Here is a 24,242-nt window from a genome sequence, read left to right on the forward strand (position 1 = left end):
ATTCGAGAGAGATAACATGCCAAAACGTACAGACATCAAAAGCATCCTGATCCTCGGCGCCGGCCCGATCGTTATCGGCCAGGCCTGCGAGTTCGATTACTCCGGTGCGCAAGCCTGCAAGGCCCTGAAGGAAGAGGGTTATCGGGTCATTCTGGTGAACTCCAACCCCGCCACCATCATGACCGACCCGGCCATGGCCGACGCCACCTACATCGAGCCGATCAAGTGGTCCACCGTGGCCAAGATCATCGAGAAGGAGCGCCCAGACGCGCTGCTGCCGACCATGGGTGGCCAGACTGCGCTGAACTGCGCACTGGACCTGGAAAAGCACGGCATCCTGGAAAAATTCGGCGTCGAGATGATCGGCGCCAATGCCGACACCATCGACAAGGCCGAAGACCGCTCGCGCTTCGACAAGGCGATGAAGGACATCGGCCTGGCCTGCCCGGTTTCTGGCATCGCGCACAATATGGAAGAAGCCTACGGCGTGCTGGAGAAGGTTGGCTTCCCGTGCATCATTCGTCCGTCTTTCACCATGGGCGGCACCGGCGGCGGCATCGCCTACAACCGTGAAGAATTCGAAGAAATCTGCGCGCGCGGCCTGGATCTGTCGCCGACCAGCGAGCTGCTGATCGACGAATCGCTGATCGGCTGGAAGGAATACGAGATGGAGGTGGTCCGCGACAAGAAGGACAACTGCATCATCGTCTGCGCCATCGAAAACTTCGACCCGATGGGCGTGCACACCGGCGACTCGATCACCGTGGCCCCGGCGCAAACCCTGACCGACAAGGAATACCAGATCCTGCGTAACGCCTCCCTGGCGGTACTGCGCGAGATCGGCGTGGAAACCGGCGGCTCCAACGTGCAGTTCGGCATCTGCCCGAACACCGGCCGTATGGTGGTGATCGAGATGAACCCGCGCGTGTCGCGTTCCTCGGCGCTGGCTTCCAAGGCCACCGGTTTCCCGATCGCCAAGATCGCCGCCAAGCTGGCTGTCGGCTACACCCTCGACGAGCTGAGCAATGACATCACCGGCGGCCGCACCCCGGCCTCGTTCGAGCCGGCCATCGACTACGTCGTGACCAAGATCCCGCGTTTTGCCTTCGAGAAATTCCCCAAGGCCGATGCCCGTCTGACAACTCAGATGAAGTCCGTCGGTGAGGTCATGGCCATTGGTCGTACCTTCCAGGAATCCATGCAGAAAGCCCTGCGTGGTCTGGAGGTCGGCGTATCCGGCTTCGATCCGATGCTCGACCTGGCGGACCCTGAAAGCGAAAGCACGCTCAAGCGCGAGTTGACCGTCCCCGGCGCCGACCGTATCTGGTACGTCGCCGATGCTTTCCGGGCGGGCAAGACGGTTGCCGAAGTGTTCGAGCTGACCCGGATCGACGAATGGTTTCTGGTGCAGATCGAAGACCTGATCCAGGAAGAAGAGCGGGTCAAGACCCTCGGCCTGGCCAGCATCGACCGCGACTTGATGTACAAACTCAAGCGCAAGGGTTTCTCCGATATCCGTTTGGCCAAGTTGCTCGGCATTTCTGAGAAGAGCCTGCGCAGTCACCGGCACAAGCTGAAAGTGCTGCCGGTATACAAGCGTGTCGACACCTGCGCCGCCGAGTTTGCCAGCGACACCGCCTACATGTATTCGACCTATGAGGAAGAGTGCGAGGCCAATCCGTCGAGCCGCGACAAGATCATTATTCTTGGTGGCGGGCCTAACCGTATCGGTCAGGGCATCGAGTTTGACTATTGCTGCGTACACGCCGCACTGGCCCTGCGAGAGGACGGTTACGAGACCATCATGGTCAACTGCAACCCGGAAACCGTCTCCACCGATTACGACACCTCCGACCGTCTGTACTTCGAGCCGGTGACCCTGGAAGACGTGCTGGAAATCGTCCGCGTCGAACAGCCGAAAGGCGTCATCGTGCAGTACGGCGGCCAGACCCCGCTGAAGATCTGCCGCGCCCTGGAGGAAGCCGGTGTGCCGATCATCGGCACCTCGCCGGACGCCATCGACCGCGCCGAAGACCGCGAGCGCTTCCAGCAGATGGTCCAGCGCCTGCACCTGCGTCAACCGCCGAACTGCACGGCGCGCAGCGAAGAAGAGGCCCTGGCTGCGTCGAAGGTCATCGGTTATCCGCTGGTGGTGCGTCCGTCCTACGTCCTGGGCGGCCGAGCGATGGAAATCGTCTACCAGGAAGAAGAACTCAAGCGCTACATGCGTGAAGCGGTGAAGGTGTCGAACGACAGCCCGGTGCTGCTCGACCACTTCCTCAACTGCGCCATCGAGGTCGATATCGATGCCATCTGCGACGGCGAGAACGTGGTGATCGGCGCGATCATGCAGCACATCGAACAGGCCGGCGTGCACTCCGGCGACTCGGCCTGCTCGTTGCCGCCGTATTCGCTGCCGGCGCATATCCAGGACGAGATCCGCGATCAGGTCAAGAAAATGGCCCTGGAGCTTGGTGTGATCGGCCTGATGAACGTGCAGATGGCCGTACAGGGTGAGGACATCTTCGTCATTGAAGTGAACCCACGCGCTTCCCGCACCGTACCGTTTGTCTCCAAGTGCATCGGCATCTCCCTGGCGATGCTGGGCGCCCGGGTAATGGCCGGCAAGACCCTGACCGAAGTCGGTTTCACCCAGGAAATCATCCCCAACTTCTACAGCGTCAAAGAAGCGGTATTCCCGTTCGCCAAGTTCCCAGGCGTCGACCCCATTCTTGGCCCTGAAATGAAGTCCACCGGTGAAGTCATGGGCGTGGGCGACAGCTTCGGTGAAGCCTTTGCCAAGGCCCAGATGGGCGCCAGCGAAGTGCTGCCGAACGCCGGTGTTGCCTTTATCAGCGTGCGTGACGACGACAAGCCGCTGGTGGCTGACGTCGCTCGTGACCTGATCGAGCAGGGCTTCGAGGTGGTGGCAACTGTCGGTACCGCCAAGCTGATCGAGGCCGCCGGTTTGCCGGTGCGCCGGGTCAACAAGGTAACCGAAGGCCGCCCGCATGTGGTCGACATGATCAAGAACGACGAAGTCACGCTGATCATCAACACCACCGAGGGCCGCCAGTCCATCGCGGACTCCTATTCCATTCGTCGTAACGCTCTGCAGCACAAGATCTACTGCACCACCACCATCGCGGCGGGCCAGGCGATCTGTGAAGCGCTGAAATTCGGTCCCGAGAAGACCGTGCGCCGGCTGCAGGATCTGCATGCAGGACTCAAGGCATGACCAAATACCCGATGACTGTCCAGGGCGCACGCGCCCTGGAGGAAGAACTCGCTCACCTGACCAAGGTGGTGCGGCCCAAGCTGAGCCAGGATATTGGCACTGCGCGCGAGCTGGGTGACCTCAAGGAAAACGCCGAATACCATGCCGCGCGCGAGCAGCAGGGTATGGTAGAAGCGCGGATTCGTGATATCGAAGGCCGCCTGCAGAACGCGGTGGTCATCGATGTCACGACCATCGAGCACACGGGCAAGGTGATTTTCGGCACGACGGTCGAGATCGCCAACGTCGAAACCGACGAAAGCGTGATCTACCAGATCGTTGGCGAAGACGAAGCCGATATCAAGCAGCGCAAATTGTCGGTGGGTTCGCCCATCGCCCGCGCGTTGATCGGCAAGGAAGAAGGCGACGTGGTCATGGTCAAGACGCCGAGCGGCACCGTCGAGTATGAGATCGTCGAGGTTCGCCATATTTAAGCCTGGCGCGCGAGATGCTGGCTCGATCAGCTGGCTGTTGGCTCAGACGCTCTGGGTCGGCGGCCTCTGGTTGCTGCATTTTCTGATTCTGCCGGCAATCGCCAAGTCCGGCCTGGCTTCGCTGCTGGTCGAGGAGATTGGCAGCAGTTTGCGCCCGCTGTTGGTGGGGCTTGCGGCGGCCTGTGCAGGCTTGCAGATGATGGTGCTGGTGCGCGTCGAGCGTCTGGCGAGCATGTGGCGCGATACCCGTGGGCAGTTGCTGCTGGTGGTCGTCGTGATGGCTGGCAGCTACTTCGGCGTGCGCGCGTTGCTACCTGGCAGTGATCTGTGGCTGATGTTCAGCTATCTGGTGATGGCGTTCTGCGGGCTGCTGCTGGTATTGCAGCCAGTGCCGGTAACGGCGGCTGTTCGGCAATAGCTGGGTTTAGCCATGGCGGTGCTACCCAGCTCGATGCTTAGCCGTGGTGGCGGTGCACGTTGGACAGGTTCTTGTTTACCTTGGGGTTCTTCCGGTAAATCAGCGCCATCTTGCCGATGACCTGCACCAGGTCGGCGTGGCCGGCTTTGCACAGCGCGGCGATGGCAGCGAGACGGTCTTCGCGCTCGATGATGCGCAGTTGCACTTTAATCAGCTCATGATCGCTCAGTGCGCGCTCCAGTTCAGCCAGCACACCTTCGGTCAAACCATTGTCGGCCACGATCAATACGGGTTTCAGGTGGTGGCCGATAGATTTGAATTGTTTCTTCTGCTCTTGAGTGAGCGGCATAATCTGATTCCTGCATTTAATCTGGTAAAAAACGGCGATTAGTTTACCCGAGCACTCTCGGGGCCGCCCAGATATTCATGCGCAGCACACATCGAGGTATTGCGTGGCCCGTTCCAAGACCAGTCAAGGTTGGCTGAAAGAGCACTTCAACGACCCTTACGTCAAAATGGCGCAAAAGGACGGCTACCGTTCGCGTGCCAGTTACAAGCTGCTGGAGATTCAGGAGAAGGATCGCATCCTCAGGCCCGGCATGACCGTGGTGGATCTGGGCGCCGCCCCCGGTGGGTGGTCGCAGGTCACCAGCCGGGTGATTGGCGACAAGGGAACTCTGATTGCGTCGGACATTCTCGAGATGGACAGCATCCCCGACGTGAACTTCATTCAGGGCGACTTTACCGACTATGCGGTGTTCGCGCAGATCCTTGATGCGATTGGTGGAAATCCAGTGGACCTTGTGATTTCCGATATGGCCCCCAATATGAGTGGGGTGAGAGAGTCCGACCAGCCGCGCGCCATGTACCTGTGTGAGTTGGCGCTTGATTTGTCATCCCGGGTGCTGCGCCCGGGCGGTGATTTCCTGATCAAGATTTTCCAAGGCGAAGGATTCGACGTCTACCACAAGCAGGTTCGCCAGATGTTCGACAAGGTGCAGATGCGCAAACCGTTGTCGTCCCGAGATCGCTCGCGAGAGCAGTACATGCTGGCGCGTGGATTTCGCGGGGTTTGACGCCTGCAACCATGCGGCGCTTGGCGGGTCGAACCAGCAGGCAGATGTGCTTCAAATAAAGGGTTACAGACGGCGCCTGCCAGGAGTGGGCGTTGTGTAGTAAGTTAAGTTCTGTACATAACTGGTCGTCATGCGAAGCGCGCTTGCGCACGGGGCCTGCTTCAGAGGGTAGCTAATTGAACGACATGGCAAAGAATCTGATCCTGTGGCTGATCATCGCCGCTGTCTTGGTGACGGTGATGAACAATTTTTCCAGCCCGAGTGAGTCGAGCAAGCTCAACTATTCGGAGTTTATCCAGCAGGTTCAGGATGGCGGCGTTAAGCGGGTCACTGTCGATGGTTTCATCATCAGCGGTGTACGCGGCGATGGTTCGTCCTTCGAAACCGTGCGTCCGGCGATTCAGGACAATGGCCTGATCAAGGACCTGATGGACAACAACGTCGAGATCGTCGGCAAGCAACCTGAGCAGCAGAGCATCTGGACTCAGCTGCTGGTAGCTAGTTTCCCGATTCTGGTGATCATCGCCGTGTTCATGTTCTTCATGCGCCAGATGCAGGGCGGTGCAGGCGGCAAAGGCGGGCCGATGAGCTTCGGCAAGAGCAAGGCGCGTCTGCTCTCAGAAGATCAGGTCAAGACGACTTTTGCTGACGTCGCCGGGTGTGACGAGGCCAAGGAAGAAGTCAGCGAGTTGGTCGAGTTTCTTCGTGATCCGGGCAAGTTCCAGCGTTTGGGTGGGCGTATTCCACGTGGCGTACTGATGGTCGGCTCGCCAGGTACCGGTAAGACGCTGCTGGCCAAGGCGGTTGCTGGCGAAGCCAAGGTGCCGTTCTTCACCATTTCCGGTTCTGACTTCGTTGAAATGTTTGTCGGTGTCGGTGCTTCCCGTGTTCGCGATATGTTCGAGCAGGCGAAGAAGCACGCGCCCTGCATCATCTTTATCGACGAGATCGACGCCGTGGGCCGCCATCGTGGCGCAGGCATGGGCGGCGGTCACGACGAGCGCGAGCAGACTCTCAACCAGTTGCTGGTGGAGATGGACGGCTTCGAGATGAACGACGGCATCATCGTAATTGCCGCCACCAACCGTCCTGATGTACTCGACCCAGCCTTGTTGCGTCCGGGTCGTTTCGACCGTCAGGTGGTCGTCGGACTGCCGGACATCCGGGGTCGCGAGCAGATTCTTAAGGTTCATATGCGCAAAGTGCCGATGGGCGAAGACGTCCAGCCGGCTGTCATCGCCCGTGGTACGCCTGGCTTCTCAGGGGCGGATCTGGCTAACCTGGTCAACGAGGCTTCGCTGTTTGCCGCTCGCTCTGGCAAGCGCGTGGTCGAGATGAAGGAATTCGAGCTGGCGAAAGACAAGATCATGATGGGCGCCGAGCGCAAAACCATGGTCATGTCCGATAAGGAAAAGCTCAATACCGCGTTCCACGAAGCGGGCCACGCGATTGTCGGGCGCCTGGTGCCGGAGCATGATCCGGTCTACAAGGTGTCGATCATTCCCCGCGGACGCGCGCTTGGCGTGACCATGTTCCTGCCGGAAGAAGATCGCTACAGCCTGAGCAAGCGTGCCTTGACCAGCCAGATCTGCTCGCTGTTTGGTGGTCGTATCGCTGAAGAAATGACCTTGGGTTTTGATGGTGTTACCACCGGTGCATCGAACGACATCATGCGTGCCACACAGTTGGCAAAAAACATGGTGACCAAGTGGGGCCTGTCGGAAAAGCTCGGCCCGCTGATGTATGCCGAAGAAGAGGGTGAGGTGTTCCTCGGTCGCAGCATGGGCAGCTCGGGCAGTAACGTGTCTGCGGACACCGCCAAGCTGATCGATCTGGAAGTGCGCAGCATTATCGACGGTTGCTACGCGACCGCTCGGCGTCTGCTTGAAGAAAACCGCGACAAGCTGGATGCGATGGCCGAGGCCTTGATGAAGTATGAAACCATCGACGCGAACCAGATCGACGACATCATGAACGGCCGCACCCCGCGTGAGCCTCGCGACTGGAGTGGCGGTGGTACTGATGCCGGCCTGCCGGTTACCAGCACCGATGGGGTCGATGTTCCCGAGAAGCCAATCGGCGGCCCAGCCACCGAGCTTTAAGGTCGACAATGTCTGCAGCGAAGATCAACCGGCTACCCTGTGGTAGCCGGTTTCTTGATTTAACCCGTCCGCAAGTGATGGGTATTCTCAACGTCACGCCTGACTCCTTTTCCGACGGTGGCAAATTCAGCCAGCGCGATGCCGCGTTGCGCCACGCTGAAGCCATGATGCAGGCCGGCGCTACACTGATCGATGTAGGCGGAGAGTCCACTCGTCCAGGTGCGCGGGCGGTGTCACCGCTTGAGGAGCTGGAGCGAGTTGCGCCTGTGGTGGAAGCTATCGCCGAGGCGCTCGACGTGATCATCTCGGTGGATACGTCGACTCCGTCAGTGATGCGCGAAGCTGCGCGCCTGGGTGCTGGGCTGATTAACGATGTGCGTTCATTGCAGCGAGATGGTGCACTGGATGCAGCAGCTGATAGCGGTTTGCCGGTCTGCCTGATGCATATGCGTGGCGAGCCTACGACCATGCAGCAGGATCCCTTTTACACCGACGTAGTGGTGGAAGTGCGTGACTTCTTGCAGGCGCGGATGTCGGCTTGTGAGGCCGCAGGGATCGTCGCCGACCGGCTAATTCTTGATCCGGGCTTTGGTTTCGCTAAAAACCTGGCGCACAATCTTACGCTCTTCAAGCACCTGGACTCGCTGCATGGCTTGGGGCGCCCGCTGTTGGTTGGCGTCTCTCGCAAGAGCATGATCGGTCGGGTGCTGGGTCACGAGGTAGGCGGGCGGTTGTGTGGCAGCCTGGCTCTGGCGGCCCTGGCGGTGAGCAAGGGTGCGCATATTCTGCGGGTGCATGATGTAGCCGAGACGGTCGACGTGGTGCGCATGCTGGCTGCCGTCGAAGCGGCCGAATAATCAAAGGGACACGTGGTTCATGAGTAGAAAATATTTTGGCACCGATGGTATTCGTGGGCGTGTCGGCGAGTTTCCGATTACTCCGGATTTCATGCTCAAGCTCGGCTGGGCGGCCGGGATGGCGTTTCGCAAGCAGGGCAAGTGCCGGATTCTGATCGGCAAGGACACCCGCATCTCCGGCTATATGTTCGAGTCCGCGCTGGAGGCCGGTCTCTCGGCGGCTGGGGCGGACGTTATGCTGCTCGGTCCCATGCCGACTCCGGCCATAGCCTATTTGACGCGCACCTTTCATGCGGAGGCCGGGATTGTCATCAGTGCTTCGCACAACCCGCATCACGACAATGGCATCAAATTCTTTTCGGGGCAGGGCACGAAGCTTCCCGATGAAATCGAGCTGATGATCGAGGAGTTGCTTGATGCGCCGATGACTGTGGTCGAGTCTGCGCAGTTGGGCAAGGTATCCCGTATCAATGACGCCGCTGGGCGCTATATCGAATTCTGCAAAAGCAGTGTGCCAACCAGCACAGACTTCGCGGGCCTGAAAATCGTTCTGGATTGTGCTAACGGCGCGGCCTACAAAGTGGCGCCCAGTGTCTTTCGTGAGCTGGGCGCCGAGGTTTCTGTGCTGTCCGCGCATCCCAACGGGCTCAATATCAATGATGCCTGTGGCTCGACCCATCTCGATGCGCTGCAGGCCGAAGTGGTTGCGCAGCATGCCGATATGGGTATCGCCTTTGACGGGGACGCGGATCGGGTTTTGATGGTCGATCACACGGGGGCGGTGGTCGATGGGGATGAGCTGTTGTTCATCATCGCGCGGGATCTTCAGGAACGCGGTAAGTTGCAAGGCGGGGTTGTCGGGACATTGATGAGCAACCTGGGTCTCGAGCTGGCGTTGGCCGATCTCGGTGTTCCTTTCGTAAGGGCCAAAGTTGGTGATCGCTATGTAGTTGCCGAGTTGCAGGCGCGCAACTGGCAGCTGGGCGGAGAAAACTCCGGCCATTTGCTGTGCTGTCAGCACACCACCACGGGTGATGCGATCATTGCGGCCTTGCAGGTTCTACTGGCGTTGAAGCGCCGCGACCAGAGTCTTGCTGAAGCGCGCCTGGGTTTGCGCAAGTGTCCTCAGGTGTTGGTCAACGTTCGGTTTGCTGGCGGTCAGGATCCCTTAGAGCACCCAGCGGTACTGGATGCCAGCGCTCGCGTCACTGAGCGTATGGCTGGTCGCGGGCGAGTCCTCTTGCGCAAGTCGGGCACCGAGCCGTTGGTGCGGGTAATGGTCGAAGGCGACGACGAAATCCAGGTTCGGGGCTATGCCGATGAATTGGCTAGGGTTGTTGCCGACGTCTGTGTTTGATTCGGCTTGCCAGCCCTGGTGCTGTTGGGTAACATCTGCGCCCTCTTTGACCGACGAGGTAAGCCATGCGTCGCCCATTGGTAGCTGGTAACTGGAAAATGCACGGTACCCGCGCCAGCGTCGCAGAGCTGATTGACGGTTTACGCAAGCAGGAGTGGCCAGTCAAAGTTGATGTGGCGGTATTCCCTTCCTGCCTGCACATTGCGCAGGTTGTAGAGGGTCTGGGTGATAAGGCTTTTGCCGTAGGCGCCCAGAATTGTGCGGTCGAGCCTGGACAGGGCGCCTTGACGGGCGAAGTGGCTGCCAGTCAATTGCGCGATGCAGCGTGCAGCATGGTGCTGGTCGGGCATTCCGAGCGGCGCCAGGCGCTGGGTGATAGCGATCAGGACGTGACGAGCAAGTTTGCTGCAGCACAATCCTGCGGCTTAACACCTGTGCTCTGTGTGGGGGAGACCCTTGAGCAGCGCGAAGCTGGTCAAACGCTTGAAGTGGTTGGTCGGCAACTGGATGCGGTCATTTCTGCTCTGGGTATCAAGGTTTTTGCCGAAGCGCTGGTTGCCTACGAGCCGGTATGGGCAATAGGTACGGGGCTGACCGCCTCGCCTGAGCAGGCTCAGCATGTGCATGCTGCGATCCGCGCTCAGTTGGCTGCGCATGACGCGCAGGTGGCTGGCGGTGTAAGAATTCTATATGGCGGCAGTGTCAAGGCCGCCAATGCTGCCGAGTTGTTCGGTATGCCGGATATCGATGGGGGGCTTGTTGGTGGGGCCTCTCTGAATGCGGATGAATTCGGTGCGATCTGTCGCGCCGCAGGAAACTGAAAAAATGCTGGAAACAGTCGTTGTAGTTGTTCATCTGCTGGGTGCAATCGGCGTGGTTGCGCTGGTTCTGTTGCAGCAGGGCAAGGGTGCCGATGCGGGCGCTTCTTTTGGTTCGGGTGCTTCGGGTACTGTTTTTGGTAGCCAAGGTTCCTCTACCTTTTTGAGTCGCGTTACTGCTATACTCGCCACCGCTTTTTTCATAACCAGCTTGGGCTTAGCGTTCTTCGCTAAAGAAAAGGCTGATGGTCTGACTCAGGTTGGTTTGCCTGATCCGGCCGTGTTGGAAGTGCAAGAAAAACCGGCCGTTGAAGACGTGCCGGTGCTCGAAGAGCAGAAGCCGGCTGTTGAAGCCGCTGACGTACCTCAGGCTCCAGAGCAGCAGTAAAAACGATTTTGCCGAGGTGGTGGAATTGGTAGACACGCTACCTTGAGGTGGTAGTGGCCATAGGCTGTAGGGGTTCGAGTCCCCTTCTCGGTACCAACAAACAAGAAAGCCCGCTTCATGCGGGCTTTCTTGTCGCTGGAGCTTCGGTTGACCCAAAACAGGGTTCGGCCGTATACTTCGGCCCCAGCTTTGACGCGGGGTGGAGCAGTCTGGTAGCTCGTCGGGCTCATAACCCGAAGGTCGTTGGTTCAAATCCAGCCCCCGCAACCAGCAGTAGCGGAGCCCCTTTTCAGGGGCTTTTTGCTAGCTGGGTGACAGCTTTGCCGACCTGTACAGGCGGTTAGTGATGGGCGTTTCGCCCATTTTTTATTTGCACAGCATGCGCGAGGGGTTCAGGTGTCGAGCAAGCTAGAACAGTTGCAGGCCTTGTTGGCCCCGGTAGTCGAGGCGCTCGGCTATGAGTGCTGGGGTGTCGAGTTCCTGTCGCAGGGGCGGCATTCGTTGCTGCGCGTTTATATCGATCACGCCAACGGCGTTCTCATTGAAGATTGCGAGAAAGTCAGTCGGCAAATCAGTGGGGTCCTCGATGTAGAGGATCCCATCAGTGCGGAATACACCCTCGAGGTGTCTTCGCCAGGCATGGATAGACCGCTGTTCACGTTGGAACAATTCGCCAGTCATGCCGGCGAGCAGGTAAAGATCAAGTTGCGTTCGCCTTTCGAAGGGCGTCGCAACTTTCAGGGCCTTCTCCGCGGTGTGGAGGAGCAGGACGTGGTAGTGCAGGTGGATGACCACGAGTTCCTGTTGCCGGTCGACATGATCGACAAGGCCAATATTATCCCCAGGTTTGATTGAGACGCGGATCCCGCGGATCCAATGGATTGCGAAAGGCGAGGCGTACGATGAGCAAAGAAGTACTGCTGGTTGTTGAGTCGGTATCCAATGAAAAAGGCGTACCGGCCGGTGTGATTTTCGAAGCGCTTGAGCTTGCTCTGGCGACAGCGACGAAAAAACGGTTTGAAGACGAAGTCGAGTTGCGGGTGACGATCAATCGTCAGACCGGCAGCTATGAAACCTTCCGCTGCTGGACAGTGGTTGAGGAAAGCGATTTCGACGATCCGGCACATCAGGTGACTATTGATATGCCTCGGGCGCTTGAAGCCAAGGCCAAGGTCGGTGACGTGCTGGAAGAGAAGATCGACTCCATCGAGTTCGGTCGTATCGCGGCGCAAACCGCCAAGCAAGTGATCGTGCAGAAGGTCCGTGAAGCGGAGCGCGCGCAGGTAGTGGAAGCCTATCGCGAGCGTCTGGGCGAGATCATTTCCGGTACCGTGAAGAAGGTTACCCGCGACAGCGTGATCGTCGACCTGGGCAACAACGCAGAAGCGCTGTTGGCCCGCGAAGACATCATCTCCCGCGAGACTTTCCGAGTGGGTGCCCGCCTGCGTGCACTGCTCAAGGAAATCCGCACCGAGAATCGCGGTCCGCAATTGATCCTTTCGCGGACTGCGCCAGAGATGCTAATCGAGCTGTTCCGCATCGAAGTGCCGGAAATTGCCGAAGAGCTGATCGAAGTGATGGCCGCTGCCCGTGATCCGGGTTCGCGCGCCAAGATCGCCGTGCGCTCCAAGGACAAGCGTATCGATCCGCAAGGTGCATGCATCGGCATGCGCGGCTCGCGCGTGCAGGCAGTATCCGGCGAGCTGGTAGGCGAGCGTGTGGATATCGTGCTGTGGGATGACAATCCCGCGCAGTTCGTTATCAACGCCATGTCGCCGGCTGAAGTTGCAGCAATCATTGTCGACGAGGATGCCCATGCCATGGACATCGCAGTTGGCGAAGACAACCTCGCGCAGGCCATTGGCCGTGGTGGTCAGAACGTGCGGCTTGCCAGTCAATTGACTGGCTGGACCTTGAACGTGATGACCGAAGCGGACATTCAGGCCAAGCAACAGGCGGAAACGGGCGACATTCTGCAGAACTTCATCGACGAGCTGGAAGTCGACGAAGAGCTGGCTCAGGTACTGGTTGAAGAAGGTTTCACCAGCCTGGAAGAGATCGCTTATGTGCCTATGGAAGAGATGCTCAGCATCGACGGTTTCGATGAAGAAATCGTCAATGAGCTGCGGGCACGGGCGAAAGATCGCCTGCTGACCAAAGCCATTGCTACTGAAGAAAAACTGGCGGATGCGCACCCGGCCGAAGACCTGCTCTCACTCGAGGGTATGGAAAAAGGCCTGGCGCAGGAACTGGCAGTGCGCGGTGTGGTTACCCGCGAAGACCTAGCCGAGCAGTCGATTGACGACCTGCTCGACATCGACGGCATCGACCAAGAGCGTGCCGGCAAGCTGATCATGGCCGCCCGAGCCCATTGGTTCGAGTAAGTTTTACGGCCTGAGGAGAGAAGTGCATGTCGCAAGTCACGGTGAAAGAACTGGCCCAAGTGGTCGACACACCGGTAGAGCGCCTGCTGCAGCAGATGCGTGAGGCGGGTTTGCCGCACAGCAGTGCCGAGCAAGTTGTCACCGATAACGAGAAGCAGGCTTTGCTTGCTCATCTCAAGAGCAGCCACGGCGTGAAAGTGGAAGAACCGCGCAAGATCACCTTGCAGCGTAAAACCACTAGCACCCTGCGCGTAGCAGGCAGCAAGACCATCAGTGTGGAAGTGCGCAAGAAAAAGACCTTCGTCAAGCGCAGCCCTGAAGAGATCGAAGCTGAAAAGCAGCGTGAACTGGCTGAGCAGCGTGCAGCGGCCGAAGCCGAGCGCGTGAAGGCTGAAGAGGACGCAGCCCGTCGAGCTAAGGAAGATGCGCAGCGTCAAGCCGCCACATCTTCTGCAGCCGACTCGGCTCCTGCTGCTCCGGTTGCCGTACCCAGTGCAGCCGTCGAGTTGCCTATGGTTGCGCCGCCACCAGCGGCTGACGAACGCAAGAAAGATGAGCAGCGTCGTCCGGACAAGACCCGCAACGACGATGCGGATCGTCGCGGCGATCGCAAGACCACCCAGCACCGCCCAACCGTCAAGGAAAAGGCGCCTGCTCCGCGTGTTGCACCGCGCACCATCGATGAAGAAAGCGACGGTTTCCGTCGTGGTGGCCGTGGCAAGGCGAAATTGAAGAAGCGTAACCAGCACGGCTTCCAGAGCCCGACCGGTCCCGTAGTGCGTGATGTTGCCATCGGCGAAACCATCACCGTCGGTGATCTGGCTCAGCAGATGTCGGTTAAAGCCGCCGAAGTCATCAAGTTCATGTTCAAGATGGGCACCCCGGTGACCATCAACCAGGTACTGGATCAGGAAACTGCCCAGTTGATCGCCGAAGAGCTGGGCCACAAGGTCAAGCTGGTCAGCGACAACGCCCTGGAAGACCAACTGGCCGAGTCCCTGAAGTTCGAGGGCGAGAGCTTCGCTCGTGCGCCGGTCGTTACCGTAATGGGTCACGTCGACCACGGTAAGACCTCGCTGCTCGACTACATCCGTCGCGCCAAGGTAGCTGCCGGCGAAGCCGGTGGTATCACGCAGCACATCGGTGCGTACCACGTGGAAACCGACCGCGGCATGGTTACGTTCCTCGACACCCCCGGCCACGCGGCGTTTACCGCGATGCGTGCCCGTGGTGCCCAGGCGACTGACATCGTGATTCTGGTGGTCGCCGCGGACGATGGCGTGATGCCTCAGACCGTTGAAGCCGTGCAGCATGCCAAGGCCGCCGGTGTTCCGCTGGTGGTAGCAGTGAACAAGATCGACAAGCCCGGCGCCGATCTCGATCGTATCCGCAGCGAGTTGTCCGTTCATGGCGTGACGTCCGAAGAGTGGGGTGGTGACACGCCGTTCGTATCGGTTTCCGCGAAAGTGGGTACCGGTGTTGACGATCTGCTGGAAGCGGTACTGCTGCAGGCCGAGGTTCTCGAGCTGAAAGCGACCCCATCCGCGCCTGGTCGTGGTGTGGTGGTCGAATCGCGCCTCGACAAAGGTCGTGGTCCGGTTGCTACCGTTCTGGTTCAGGACGGCACGCTGCGCCAAGGCGACATGATTCTGGTCGGCTCGAACTTCGGTCGTATCCGCGCCATGCTCGACGAGAATGGCAAGCCGATCAAAGAAGCTGGCCCGTCGATCCCGGTCGAGATTCTCGGCCTGGACGGCACCCCGGATGCGGGTGACGAGATGAGCGTGCTGACCGACGAGAAGAAGGCCCGCGAAGTCGCCTTGTTCCGTCAGGGCAAGTTCCGCGAAGTGAAACTGGCCCGTGCGCACGCCGGCAAGCTGGAAAACATCTTTGAGAACATGGGCCAGGAAGAGAAGAAGACGCTCAACATCGTCCTCAAATCCGACGTCCGTGGTTCGCTGGAAGCATTGCAGGGTTCGCTTGGCGGCCTGGGTAACGACGAAGTGCAAGTGCGTGTGGTCGGTGGCGGTGTCGGTGGTATCACCGAGTCTGACGCCAACCTGGCGCTGGCCTCCAACGCTGTACTGTTCGGCTTCAACGTGCGGGCCGATGCCGGTGCGCGCAAGATCGTCGAGCAGGAAGGTCTGGATATGCGTTATTACAACGTGATCTACGACATCATCGAAGACGTCAAGAAAGCCCTCACCGGCATGCTCGGCAGCGATGTTCGCGAGAACATCCTGGGTATCGCCGAAGTGCGTGACGTGTTCCGTTCGCCGAAGTTTGGCGCGGTCGCCGGTTGCATGGTGGTCGAAGGTGTCGTGCACCGTAACCGTCCGATTCGCGTCCTGCGCGAAGACGTGGTGATCTTCGAAGGCGAACTGGAATCCCTGCGCCGCTTCAAGGACGACATGTCCGAGGTGCGTGCCGGCATGGAATGCGGTATCGGCGTGAAGAGCTACAACGACGTCAAGGTCGGCGACAAGATCGAAGTGTTCGAGAAAGTCCAAGTGGCTCGCAGCCTGTAAGACGCGAGTCGCAACACGCAGCGCCCGGCCCCGCTTTTGCGCGGCCGGGCGTTTGCCGCTTTTAGGTCCGCTGCTTTTTGGGCAGCGTGACGAGTGAAGGTAGTAGAAATGGCCAAAGAATTTAGCCGGGCTCAGCGCATCGGCGACCAGATACAGCGCGAACTGGCGCAGTTGATCCGCCTGGAAATCAAGGATCCGCGTCTAGGCGGCCTGGTGACCATCACTGCGGTGGAAGTCAGCCGCGACTCCAGCCATGCCAAGGTGTTCGTCACCATCATGGGTGGCGAGCCGGAAGAAGGCGTTGATCCCGTTGTGCAGAGCATCAAGGTGCTCAACGATGCCAGCGGTTTCCTGCGCATGCAGTTGGGCAAGGCGATGAAGCTGCGCAGTGTGCCGAATCTGCGTTTCCACTACGACGAAAGCGTGATTCGCGGTGCCCAGCTGTCGGCACTGATCGAGCGTGCAGTCAGCGAAGACCGTCAGCACGGTGATGAACCCGAGGCCAAGGAGTAAGCGCGTGGCCCAGGTTAAACGTATTCGTCGTGCCGTCGATGGCATCATCCTGCTGGATAAGCCCAAGGGCTTCAGTTCCAACGCGGCGCTGCAGAAGGTGCGCTGGTTACTCAATGCCGAAAAGGCCGGGCATACTGGTAGTCTCGACCCCTTGGCCACTGGCGTTCTGCCGCTGTGCTTTGGTGAGGCGACCAAGTTCTCCCAGTACTTGCTGGACGCTGACAAAGGCTATGAGACCCTGATGCAGCTGGGTGTCACCACCACCACCGCGGATGCCGAAGGTGAAGTACTGGAGCGTCGCCCGGTGACCGTTGGTCGCGCTGATATCGAAGCGGTTCTGCCCGGTTTCCGGGGTGAAATAAGCCAGATACCGCCGATGTACTCGGCGCTCAAGCGTGACGGGCAACCGCTTTACAAGCTGGCCCGTGCTGGCGAAGTAGTGGAGCGCGAGCCGCGTTCTGTTACTATTGCGCGCCTGGAATTACTGGGCTGCGAGGCGGAGCAGGCGCGTCTGGCGGTCGATTGCAGCAAAGGCACCTATATTCGCACCCTGGTCGAAGACATCGGCCAGCTGCTGGGTTGCGGTGCACATGTTGCAGAGCTGCGCAGAACCAAAGCCGGCCCCTTCGATCTGAGCCGCACCGTAACGCTCGAAGAGCTGGAACGGGTGCATGGCGAAGGTGGCAACGAAGCGGTCGACCAGTTCCTGCAACCGGTCGATAGCGGTCTGCAACACTGGCCGCTGCTGCAGTTCTCCGAGCACAGTTCGTTCTACTGGCTGCAAGGGCAGCCGATACGCGCTCCAGAAGCGCCGAAGTTCGGCATGGTACGGGTGCAAGATAACAACGGCCGCTTTATCGGTATCGGTGAAGTGAGCGAAGACGGGCGCATTGCGCCACGTCGTTTGATTCGGTCTGCATGACCGTAGCGGGTGGCTGGGAACTTCGGTTTTCGGCATCCATACCGAGGGTGGCTGTTAATAGGCGCGGTCATACCTCACTTAAAAACACGGGAAGCGATTCCCGGCCTATTGGAACTGTTGCGCTGCGGCAGTTTCCTAACTGAGAGGATGCCCACATGGCACTCAGCGTTGAAGAAAAAGCCCAGATCGTTAGCGACTACAAGCAAGCTGAAGGCGACACCGGTAGCCCGGAAGTGCAAGTTGCACTGCTGTCCGCCAACATCAACAAGCTGCAAGGTCACTTCAAGGCCAACGGTAAAGATCACCACTCGCGTCGTGGTCTGATCCGCATGGTTAACCAGCGTCGTAAGCTGCTGGATTACTTGAAAGGTAAGGACGCCAGTCGTTACAGCGCCCTGATCGGTCGCCTGGGTCTGCGTCGCTAAGCAATGCTTACGCGTAGCTGACTGCCGAAGCTGGAAGTGGGGTTTGCCCTGCTTCCAGCTTTTGCGTTTCAGCCATACGCGTTTTGGACAGGTCCGGGTTCGATACCCGCCACTGCCCACCAATTTCTGCAGAAGCCGGCCTGAGCACCTGTGTGAGTGCCGGAGCAAGAAACGCTTTCCCCAAAGGCAATACAGAGAAGGAAGACACCGTGAACCCGGTAATCAAGAAGTTCCAGTTCGGTCAATCGACCGTTACCCTCGAGACAGGCCGTATCGCCCGTCAAGCCTCCGGCGCAGTGCTGGTCACCGTTGACGACGACGTCGCCGTACTGGTCGCCGTAACCGGCGCCAAGACCGCTGACCCAAGCAAAGGCTTTTTCCCGCTGTCCGTGCACTACCAGGAAAAAACCTACGCAGCCGGCAAGATCCCCGGCGGTTTCTTCAAGCGTGAGGCGCGTCCTTCCGAGAAAGAAACCCTGACCTCGCGCCTGATCGACCGTCCGATCCGTCCGCTGTTCCCAGAAGGTTTCCAGAATGAAGTGCAGGTCATCTGCACCGTGATCTCCACCAGCAAGAAGACCGATCCGGACATCGCTGCGATGATCGGTACCTCTGCTGCCCTGGCGATCTCCGGCATTCCGTTCAACGGCCCCATCGGCGCCGCGCGCGTGGCCTTCCACCCGGAAACCGGCTACCTGCTGAACCCGACTTATGAACAGCTCAAGGCGTCTAGCCTGGACATGGTCGTAGCCGGCACCAAAGACGCCGTGCTGATGGTTGAGTCGGAAGCCAAAGAGCTGACCGAAGACCAGATGCTGGGCGCCGTACTGTTCGCCCATGACGAATTCCAGGCCGTGATCCAGGCCGTTACCGAGCTGGCTGCCGAAGCCGCCAAGCCAACCTGGGACTGGCAGCCGAAAGCGGAAAACACGTCGCTGCTGTCCGCCATCCGTAGCGAGTTCGGCGAAGCGATTTCCCAGGCTTACACCATCACCATCAAGCAGGACCGCTATGCGCGTCTGGGCGAGCTGAAAGACCAGGTTGTCGCCAAGTTCTCCGGCGAGGAAGGTCAGCCTTCTGCTGGCGAAGTGAAAGAGGCGTTCGGCGAAATCGAATACCGCACCGTGCGCGAGAACATCGTCAACGGCAAGCCGCGTATCGACGGCCGCGACACCCGCACCGTGCGCGGTCTGAACATCGAAGTCGGCGTGCTGGACAAGACCCACGGTTCGGCGCTGTTCACCCGCGGCGAAACCCAGGCCCTAGTGGTTGCCACCCTCGGCACCGCACGCGATGCGCAGCTGCTCGACACCCTCGAAGGCGAGAAGAAAGACCCCTTCATGCTGCACTACAACTTCCCGCCGTACTCGGTCGGTGAGTGTGGTCGCATGGGCGCCACCGGTCGCCGCGAAATCGGTCACGGCCGTCTGGCCCGTCGTTCCGTTGCCGCCATGCTGCCGAGCGCCGACGAGTTCCCGTACACCATTCGTGTGGTATCGGAGATCACCGAGTCGAACGGTTCCAGCTCCATGGCTTCGGTTTGCGGGGCTTCCCTGGCACTGATGGACGCCGGTGTACCGATGAAGGCGCCGGTAGCCGGTATCGCCATGGGCCTGGTCAAGGAAGGCGAGAAGTTCGCCGTACTGACCGACATCCTCGGCGACGAAGACCACCTCGGCGACATGGACTTCAAGGTAGCCGGTACCGCTAAAGGCGTGACCGCGTTGCAGATGGACATCAAGATCCAGGGCATCACCGAAGAAATCATGGAAATCGCCCTGGGCCAGGCCCTGGAAGCGCGCCTGAACATCCTCGGCCAGATGAACCAAGTGATCGCTCAGTCGCGTACCGAACTGTCGGCCAACGCGCCGACCATGATCGCGATGAAGATCGACCAGGATAAGATTCGCGACGTGATCGGCAAAGGTGGCGCGACCATCCGTGCCATCTGCGAAGAAACCAAGGCCTCGATCGATATCGAAGACGACGGTTCGATCAAGATTTTCGGCGAAACCAAGGAAGCGGCCGAGGCTGCGCGTCAGCGTGTCCTGGGCATCACCGCGGAAGCCGAGATTGGCAAGATCTACGTCGGCAAGGTCGAGCGCATCGTCGACTTCGGCGCCTTCGTCAACATCCTGCCGGGCAAGGACGGTCTGGTGCACATCTCCATGCTGAGCGATCAGCGGGTCGAGAAGGTCACCGACGTTCTGAAGGAAGGTCAGGAAGTGAAGGTACTGGTACTGGACGTGGACAACCGCGGCCGTATCAAGCTGTCGATCAAGGACGTAGCCGCAGCTGAAGCCTCTGGCGCTTAATCGCCAACGCGCTTCACGCTTGAGAAGAGGGCCCCTTGCGGGCCCTCTTTTTTTGCCTGGACAATAGCGCGTCGCCCGCCAGGACCTGGCGGGCAACATTTTCTGTAATCCGTTCGAGCTGATCAGCTCGCCCCCGCACGCTCCTGGAAGGCCCTCGCTTATGGACAAGACTCTCTGCCGCTACCACCCGGCGCAGCCCGCGACTTGGCAATGCGTGCCCTGCGAGCGCAGCTTTGGCGACTGCTGCATCGCCCTGAATGCCGACGCCCCGGAAGAAACGCCGGGCTGTCCGTTATGCAATGCTTCACTGAATTTTCTCGGCGCGGCGAACAGCGCGCAGCCGTTCTGGGAACGTATCCCTAAATTCTTCGCTTATGGTCTGCAGACCGGGCCTCTGGCATTTGCTGCCCTGCTGGCGTTGGCCAGTATGTTCATGCCTCGCTCGATCCTGCTGTGGATCGGCCTGTTCAGCGTTGCGACCAAATACTTCTACAGCGTGATCGAAGCCAGCTGCCAGGCGGAAAAGCAGGCTCCCACGCTGTTGAGCGCCTTCAGCGGCGAGGGCTTCAGCCTGTTTTTCAAACAGCTTGCGGTTTTCCTGGTGGCGTTCTGCGCGCTTTGGCTGGCGATCGACTTTGACAGTGAGGCGCTGTACTGGGCGGTCAATATCGCCATCCTGCTGGTGTTACCGGCCAGCATCATCCGTCTGGCCCTGGATAAGGAGCTGAGTGCGGCGCTCAGCCCCGATCAGGTCGGCCAGGTCATCAGTGCCATGGGCTGGCGCTACCTGATTCTCTGCGCGTTCCTGTTCATCCTCTGGCAGTCGCCGAGCTGGGTCACCTACATGCTGTCGAGCGGCTTGCCGGGTGTGGTGCTGATTCCCATCGCAGCCTTTCTGTTCGCCTACTTTGGCGTGGTGATGTGCGCCATGATGGGGTACGCGGTCTTCCAGTATCAGGGCGATCTGGGTTATGTGATCGCCGACGAAGAGGGGCAGGCGGCTTATCCGGCAGCCGAGTTCCTGCGCCGCCGTGCGCTGGCGCATGCCGAGATCCGTGTCAAGGATGGGCAGAGCGGACAAGCCCTCGAGACGCTGGCGAGCGCGCTCGAGCGCGACCCCGACGACCTCAAGTTGAACGAGCGTTTTCATCAATTGCTGTATGGCCTGCATGACCGCGAACGTTGCCTGCGTCATCTGGCTCATTACCTGCCATTGGCGGCGCGGGCGAACCCGCCTCTGGCGGCCACCGCGCTGCTCAATGCTCGGCAGCTCAAGGCCGATTACCTGCCAGACGATGCATGGGTGTGCGAGCGCATCGCCGAAGCACTGTTGCGCCGCCATAAAACGCGCGAGGCGCTGAGTCTGTTGCGTAACCTGCACCAGCGCTTTCCGGCTTATCCGGACATACCTCGTGCTTATCTGCTGGCGGCGCGAGGTTTTGCCGAGGGTCTGGGGCAGGTTGAGCCCGCGCAAAAGCTGTTGGCCTACATTCAGGCGCGTTACCCGCAGTCGCCGTTGCTTGCGGAAGTGACAGCCCTGCAGGCCACACTGAAAAAACTTGCCAGTCAGATCTGAAAACTCGTGCAAATTGCCCTGGCCCTATATGGCCAACTTGCAGATTGCACGAATCCGCTTCGCTTTTAGTATTTTAAGTCGTTGAAAAATAAGAACTTATTAATTAAGTCAGGCTGGCACAGCGCTTGCGATAGTTATGGGGAGACTGCAGCTCGGAGGAATGGCTGCAGATTGTCTAAGGACGTACAGGAGTTGATACCTATGAAAAATCCAATGAATGCATTTGTCGTTGCCATGACTGCAACCGCTCTGAGCCTGTCCATTTCCAGCGCCGCCTTCGCCGAAGCCACTCAAGCGCCTCAGCCGCTGATGCTGGCTGCAGAAGACACCATGGACGCTGCAGAAAACACCATGGATAAAGCAGGCGAAGCCGTATCCGATACCTGGATCACCAGCAAAGTTAAATCGACCTTCCTCGCCGATGACAGCCTCAGTGGCATGGCCATCGAAGTTGAAACCAACAAAGGTGTCGTTGCCTTGTCCGGCGTAGTGTCGAGCGAAGCTGAGCGTGACCTGGCAGTAGCTAAAGCCAAGGAAATCGAGGGTGTGACCTCTGTCTCCGCCGACGGCCTGAAAACCGCCGACTGATCGACAGTCACCATAGGCAATGGAGTGCCTCACCGAATCAGCACCAGGCTTATCGGTGAATCGGGTTGAAGATTCAATCAGAGCCCCGCAGGTTATGCCTGCGGGGCTTTTGCGTTTTAGCGCTGCAGGTGCTGGCGATAGAGATTCAACTGAGCGGTCTGCTCGGCGTCGGGATAAGCCTTGCCGAGAAACTGGGCAAGTTCCGCCAGGCCGCCGAAGTCGCCCTGTTTGCCCAGTTGCTTGGCCAACTGCAGCGTCAGGGTGGGCAGCGTAGCGGGGCGCTGCTGAGTCTGGCTCAACCTGCGCCAGGCATTCAGGGCCAGAGGCGCTTGAGCAGCACGTAACAGGCGCTGGAGCAGATGCAGTTGTACCGCCGGATGGCGCAGTAGGGCATACAGCGGGTTGCCGCTGTCCTGTGCCAGGCGTTGCAGCAATGCAAGGGTCTCCGGTTGCTCTGGCAGCTTAAACAGCTGTTGCAGCACGGTGCGGAGAAGGCCTTTGTCCTGCCGGTTGAGCGCCAGGGGATAGAGTCGCTGCAACAACGCCAGGCGGCCCGGGTAGCGTGTGAGCATCTCCTGGCCCCGGCTGGCGGCCTGATCCAGGGTAAAGCTGCCGATCAGCTGATCCAGGCCCGCGAGTTCGCGTTTGAACACGGCGTCCGGGTCCTCCTTGTGCAGGTAGGACTCATCGACCTTGAGGGCGCCCCCGTGGCGCGGTAGCCAGACGCAGATGAAACCGGCCAACAGGCCGCCAAGGTGCGCGTAGTAGTTGACGTTGTCATCCGCCAGCAGCACGCCGTACAGCTCCTTGCCCAGCCACACCGGCAGAATCCACAGCGCCGGCGCACGGAAATAGCCGAACAGCGGGCCCAGCCAGTAAAAGAAATTGATCCGGCGCAGGCCGTAGACGCCAAGGTACATGCCCATCAACCCGGAGATAGCGCCAGAGGCGCCTACGCCGGTTATCCAGACCGGCTCCATGATCCACCACAGCAGGTGCGACGCAACGCCGCTGAGCAAATACAGGCCCAGGTAGACCCAGCGCCCGAGGGCAATCTCCAGGGCGAAACCGAAGATGAACAGGAACAGCATATTGCCGGCCAGGTGGCCGAAGTCGCCGTGCAGGAACATCGCGCCGAACAAACCTTCAAGGCTGAAACGGGCAGGGATGAAGCCAAAGCGCATGGAGCTGATCTGGTCGCGCGCCGCCTCGGCCTGCTGGCGAGCCTTTTGCCAGGCGGGGTCGGCCAGGTACAGCGGATTGTGGTGCAGGCTGTTCTCGAACTGCAGGTCGTAGAGCACCAGCTTGGCCAGTTCGGTGCGGCGCATGGCGCTCACGTAACGCTGCTCGTCGGCGTCCAGCGCGTGGCGCTCGGTGAAGGCGGGGATGAATAGCGCCCGCTCCCGATTGAGCAGACCCCCGTCCAGATAAAGCTCAACTGCATGCGCTTCGCGCGCCCCGTCGCCGCCTTGGTAGGCGAAATAGATCAGCACATTGAGGGCGATAAGCAGCAGCGTGATGACCGGCGGTTTTTTCCAGTCCAGCGGGTGTTCTGCGGGGATGATCAGCATCGGCAACCGTTCCTTGGCGACAGGCAGCTGGCGAGGCTAACAGCCGGCTCGCGGTTTGTCAGTTGCCGCGTTTGCTGTCGATCTTTAACAGGCGGTTACCTTCGAAACGCAGGAAGTGGTACATGCCGTTGCGCGGGCCGTAGGTCCATTCCTCGACCGCGACCTCGTTGCGGAAACCATAGGCATCCAGCACTTCCTTGTAGCCGAGAAAATCCCGGCTAATGGGCTCGCCGCATTTGCTGGCAACCTCGCTGGTGGAGTCGTCCTGGCTGATCAGCTCGCTGCCGCAGCGCAGTGTCGAGGACGCCTGGGCGGCAACTGGCAGTAAAAGCAGCAAGGCGGCTAAGAAGGCTTTCATGGGGGCTCCAAAAAGGGTGGGGCAGGCGAACCTGGCCGTCAGTTACGTTTGCGCTCGATCTGGCGCAGGCGATTGGCCTCGAAGGTCAGGATACTCAGCATGCCGTTATCGGGCCCATATACCCACTCTTCGATCCTGTATTCCCGACGCTCGTGCGCGCCCAGCGAATAGCCGACCTCATCGCGATACGCCGGATCGCCACACTTTTGCAGCACCTCGAAGGCGCGGTCGCCAATGCTTACCAGCTGACTGCCGCAGCGCAGGGTTTCGCCCTGGGCTGCGCTGGTGCCGGCCAGCGCGACTGCCAGCGCCACAAGAATTCTATGCATGGGCAA

22 protein-coding genes and 2 tRNA genes are annotated in these 24,242 nt (G+C 59.7%); 20 read left to right on the forward strand and 4 right to left on the reverse strand.

From position 1 onward, the window contains the following. The first annotated feature begins 16 nt into the window (after positions 1 to 16). The 3 genes from carB to ACX0MV_RS19305 are packed head-to-tail and all read left to right on the forward strand — an operon-like array spanning position 17 to position 4,129. Positions 17 to 3,238 (forward strand): carbamoyl-phosphate synthase large subunit, encoded by a 3,222-nt coding sequence (carB, locus tag ACX0MV_RS19295; protein WP_458984114.1) that lies wholly within the window; start codon positions 17 to 19, stop codon positions 3,236 to 3,238. Then, a complete protein-coding gene (greA, locus tag ACX0MV_RS19300; RefSeq protein WP_458984115.1) occupies positions 3,235 to 3,711 on the forward strand; it encodes a transcription elongation factor GreA in 477 nt (158 codons plus the stop codon). Before carB ends, greA begins: the two co-directional genes overlap by 4 nt. Then, positions 3,683 to 4,129 carry a DUF4149 domain-containing protein gene (locus tag ACX0MV_RS19305; protein ID WP_458984116.1) on the forward strand — a complete coding sequence of 149 codons (447 nt, stop codon included), beginning with the start codon at positions 3,683 to 3,685 and terminating at the stop codon, positions 4,127 to 4,129. The genes greA and ACX0MV_RS19305 overlap by 29 nt, the downstream gene beginning before the upstream one ends. A gap of 37 nt (positions 4,130 to 4,166) precedes the next feature. On the opposite strand, the gene yhbY is transcribed toward ACX0MV_RS19305, so the two are convergent. Then, positions 4,167 to 4,478, reverse strand: coding sequence for a ribosome assembly RNA-binding protein YhbY (gene yhbY, locus ACX0MV_RS19310; RefSeq protein ID WP_458984117.1), 312 nt, complete (start codon positions 4,476 to 4,478; stop codon positions 4,167 to 4,169). A 103-nt stretch (positions 4,479 to 4,581) separates the two neighbouring features. On the opposite strand from yhbY, the gene rlmE reads away from it, so the two are divergent. The 17 genes from rlmE to ACX0MV_RS19395 all read left to right on the forward strand — a co-directional run bounded on the left by rlmE (position 4,582) and on the right by ACX0MV_RS19395 (position 21,978). Continuing rightward, on the forward strand, positions 4,582 to 5,205 hold the full coding sequence (gene rlmE / locus ACX0MV_RS19315; protein ID WP_458984118.1) for a 23S rRNA (uridine(2552)-2'-O)-methyltransferase RlmE: 624 nt from the start codon (positions 4,582 to 4,584) through the stop codon (positions 5,203 to 5,205). A gap of 185 nt (positions 5,206 to 5,390) precedes the next feature. Next, positions 5,391 to 7,307, forward strand: a complete 1,917-nt coding sequence (gene ftsH, locus ACX0MV_RS19320; protein WP_458984119.1) for an ATP-dependent zinc metalloprotease FtsH — start codon at positions 5,391 to 5,393, stop codon at positions 7,305 to 7,307. Between the two features lie 8 nt (positions 7,308 to 7,315). Further along, on the forward strand, positions 7,316 to 8,164 hold the full coding sequence (gene folP / locus ACX0MV_RS19325; RefSeq protein WP_458984120.1) for a dihydropteroate synthase: 849 nt from the start codon (positions 7,316 to 7,318) through the stop codon (positions 8,162 to 8,164). 19 nt (positions 8,165 to 8,183) lie between these two features. Further along, positions 8,184 to 9,521 (forward strand): phosphoglucosamine mutase, encoded by a 1,338-nt coding sequence (glmM, locus tag ACX0MV_RS19330; RefSeq protein WP_458984121.1) that lies wholly within the window; start codon positions 8,184 to 8,186, stop codon positions 9,519 to 9,521. Positions 9,522 to 9,586: 65 nt separating this feature from the next. Continuing rightward, positions 9,587 to 10,342, forward strand: coding sequence for a triose-phosphate isomerase (tpiA, locus tag ACX0MV_RS19335; protein WP_458984122.1), 756 nt, complete (start codon positions 9,587 to 9,589; stop codon positions 10,340 to 10,342). A 4-nt stretch (positions 10,343 to 10,346) separates the two neighbouring features. After that, positions 10,347 to 10,727 (forward strand): preprotein translocase subunit SecG, encoded by a 381-nt coding sequence (secG, locus tag ACX0MV_RS19340; RefSeq protein ID WP_458984123.1) that lies wholly within the window; start codon positions 10,347 to 10,349, stop codon positions 10,725 to 10,727. Between the two features lie 10 nt (positions 10,728 to 10,737). Beyond that, a tRNA-Leu gene (locus ACX0MV_RS19345) sits at positions 10,738 to 10,823 on the forward strand. A gap of 97 nt (positions 10,824 to 10,920) precedes the next feature. Next, a tRNA-Met gene (locus ACX0MV_RS19350) sits at positions 10,921 to 10,997 on the forward strand. A gap of 126 nt (positions 10,998 to 11,123) precedes the next feature. Next, the gene (gene rimP, locus ACX0MV_RS19355) at positions 11,124 to 11,582 is read left to right on the forward strand and encodes a ribosome maturation factor RimP (RefSeq protein ID WP_458984124.1); all 459 of its coding nucleotides are present in this window, start codon (positions 11,124 to 11,126) and stop codon (positions 11,580 to 11,582) included. A gap of 47 nt (positions 11,583 to 11,629) precedes the next feature. Next, positions 11,630 to 13,111: a transcription termination factor NusA gene (nusA, locus tag ACX0MV_RS19360; protein WP_458984125.1), complete on the forward strand. Its 1,482-nt coding sequence runs from the start codon at positions 11,630 to 11,632 to the stop codon at positions 13,109 to 13,111. Positions 13,112 to 13,137: 26 nt separating this feature from the next. After that, positions 13,138 to 15,639 carry a translation initiation factor IF-2 gene (gene infB, locus ACX0MV_RS19365; RefSeq protein ID WP_458984126.1) on the forward strand — a complete coding sequence of 834 codons (2,502 nt, stop codon included), beginning with the start codon at positions 13,138 to 13,140 and terminating at the stop codon, positions 15,637 to 15,639. A gap of 108 nt (positions 15,640 to 15,747) precedes the next feature. Then, positions 15,748 to 16,152 carry a 30S ribosome-binding factor RbfA gene (gene rbfA / locus ACX0MV_RS19370; RefSeq protein WP_275961683.1) on the forward strand — a complete coding sequence of 135 codons (405 nt, stop codon included), beginning with the start codon at positions 15,748 to 15,750 and terminating at the stop codon, positions 16,150 to 16,152. Positions 16,153 to 16,156: 4 nt separating this feature from the next. After that, positions 16,157 to 17,074, forward strand: a complete 918-nt coding sequence (gene truB, locus ACX0MV_RS19375) for a tRNA pseudouridine(55) synthase TruB (RefSeq protein WP_458984127.1) — start codon at positions 16,157 to 16,159, stop codon at positions 17,072 to 17,074. A 155-nt stretch (positions 17,075 to 17,229) separates the two neighbouring features. Beyond that, positions 17,230 to 17,499, forward strand: a complete 270-nt coding sequence (rpsO, locus tag ACX0MV_RS19380; protein ID WP_422602863.1) for a 30S ribosomal protein S15 — start codon at positions 17,230 to 17,232, stop codon at positions 17,497 to 17,499. Between the two features lie 209 nt (positions 17,500 to 17,708). Further along, positions 17,709 to 19,814, forward strand: coding sequence for a polyribonucleotide nucleotidyltransferase (pnp, locus tag ACX0MV_RS19385; protein WP_458984128.1), 2,106 nt, complete (start codon positions 17,709 to 17,711; stop codon positions 19,812 to 19,814). 160 nt (positions 19,815 to 19,974) lie between these two features. Then, the gene (locus tag ACX0MV_RS19390; RefSeq protein WP_458984129.1) at positions 19,975 to 21,390 is read left to right on the forward strand and encodes a tetratricopeptide repeat protein; all 1,416 of its coding nucleotides are present in this window, start codon (positions 19,975 to 19,977) and stop codon (positions 21,388 to 21,390) included. 201 nt (positions 21,391 to 21,591) lie between these two features. Beyond that, complete coding sequence (locus ACX0MV_RS19395) at positions 21,592 to 21,978, forward strand: BON domain-containing protein (RefSeq protein WP_458984130.1); 387 nt, start codon at positions 21,592 to 21,594, stop codon at positions 21,976 to 21,978. 116 nt (positions 21,979 to 22,094) lie between these two features. Here ACX0MV_RS19395 and ACX0MV_RS19400 read toward each other — a convergent pair whose 3' ends face one another. Genes ACX0MV_RS19400 through ACX0MV_RS19410 form a run of 3 tightly spaced genes read right to left on the reverse strand, consistent with a single transcriptional unit; the run spans position 22,095 to position 24,236 of the window. Beyond that, positions 22,095 to 23,549 (reverse strand): rhomboid family intramembrane serine protease, encoded by a 1,455-nt coding sequence (locus tag ACX0MV_RS19400; RefSeq protein WP_458984131.1) that lies wholly within the window; start codon positions 23,547 to 23,549, stop codon positions 22,095 to 22,097. A 58-nt stretch (positions 23,550 to 23,607) separates the two neighbouring features. Then, positions 23,608 to 23,907, reverse strand: a complete 300-nt coding sequence (locus ACX0MV_RS19405) for a DUF2845 domain-containing protein (RefSeq protein WP_458984132.1) — start codon at positions 23,905 to 23,907, stop codon at positions 23,608 to 23,610. Positions 23,908 to 23,945: 38 nt separating this feature from the next. Continuing rightward, entirely contained in the window at positions 23,946 to 24,236 is a 291-nt protein-coding gene (locus tag ACX0MV_RS19410; protein ID WP_458984133.1) for a DUF2845 domain-containing protein, read from the reverse strand. Positions 24,237 to 24,242 lie beyond the last annotated feature (6 nt).

Source organism: Pseudomonas cistanchae (assembly GCF_054483635.1).

Excerpts from the sequence above, each read along its gene's own strand:
- carB (WP_458984114.1), top strand. The coding sequence starts at position 17 with ATGCCAAAACGTACAGACATCAAAAGCATCCTGATCCTCGGCGCCGGC.
- greA (WP_458984115.1), top strand. The coding sequence starts at position 3,235 with ATGACCAAATACCCGATGACTGTCCAGGGCGCACGCGCCCTGGAGGAA.
- ACX0MV_RS19305 (WP_458984116.1), top strand. The coding sequence starts at position 3,683 with ATGAGATCGTCGAGGTTCGCCATATTTAAGCCTGGCGCGCGAGATGCT.
- yhbY (WP_458984117.1), bottom strand. The coding sequence starts at position 4,478 with ATGCCGCTCACTCAAGAGCAGAAGAAACAATTCAAATCTATCGGCCAC.
- ftsH (WP_458984119.1), top strand. The coding sequence starts at position 5,391 with ATGGCAAAGAATCTGATCCTGTGGCTGATCATCGCCGCTGTCTTGGTG.
- folP (WP_458984120.1), top strand. The coding sequence starts at position 7,316 with ATGTCTGCAGCGAAGATCAACCGGCTACCCTGTGGTAGCCGGTTTCTT.
- glmM (WP_458984121.1), top strand. The coding sequence starts at position 8,184 with ATGAGTAGAAAATATTTTGGCACCGATGGTATTCGTGGGCGTGTCGGC.
- tpiA (WP_458984122.1), top strand. The coding sequence starts at position 9,587 with ATGCGTCGCCCATTGGTAGCTGGTAACTGGAAAATGCACGGTACCCGC.
- secG (WP_458984123.1), top strand. The coding sequence starts at position 10,347 with ATGCTGGAAACAGTCGTTGTAGTTGTTCATCTGCTGGGTGCAATCGGC.
- nusA (WP_458984125.1), top strand. The coding sequence starts at position 11,630 with ATGAGCAAAGAAGTACTGCTGGTTGTTGAGTCGGTATCCAATGAAAAA.
- infB (WP_458984126.1), top strand. The coding sequence starts at position 13,138 with ATGTCGCAAGTCACGGTGAAAGAACTGGCCCAAGTGGTCGACACACCG.
- rbfA (WP_275961683.1), top strand. The coding sequence starts at position 15,748 with ATGGCCAAAGAATTTAGCCGGGCTCAGCGCATCGGCGACCAGATACAG.
- rpsO (WP_422602863.1), top strand. The coding sequence starts at position 17,230 with ATGGCACTCAGCGTTGAAGAAAAAGCCCAGATCGTTAGCGACTACAAG.
- ACX0MV_RS19390 (WP_458984129.1), top strand. The coding sequence starts at position 19,975 with ATGGACAAGACTCTCTGCCGCTACCACCCGGCGCAGCCCGCGACTTGG.
- ACX0MV_RS19395 (WP_458984130.1), top strand. The coding sequence starts at position 21,592 with ATGAAAAATCCAATGAATGCATTTGTCGTTGCCATGACTGCAACCGCT.
- ACX0MV_RS19400 (WP_458984131.1), bottom strand. The coding sequence starts at position 23,549 with ATGCTGATCATCCCCGCAGAACACCCGCTGGACTGGAAAAAACCGCCG.
- ACX0MV_RS19405 (WP_458984132.1), bottom strand. The coding sequence starts at position 23,907 with ATGAAAGCCTTCTTAGCCGCCTTGCTGCTTTTACTGCCAGTTGCCGCC.
- ACX0MV_RS19410 (WP_458984133.1), bottom strand. The coding sequence starts at position 24,236 with ATGCATAGAATTCTTGTGGCGCTGGCAGTCGCGCTGGCCGGCACCAGC.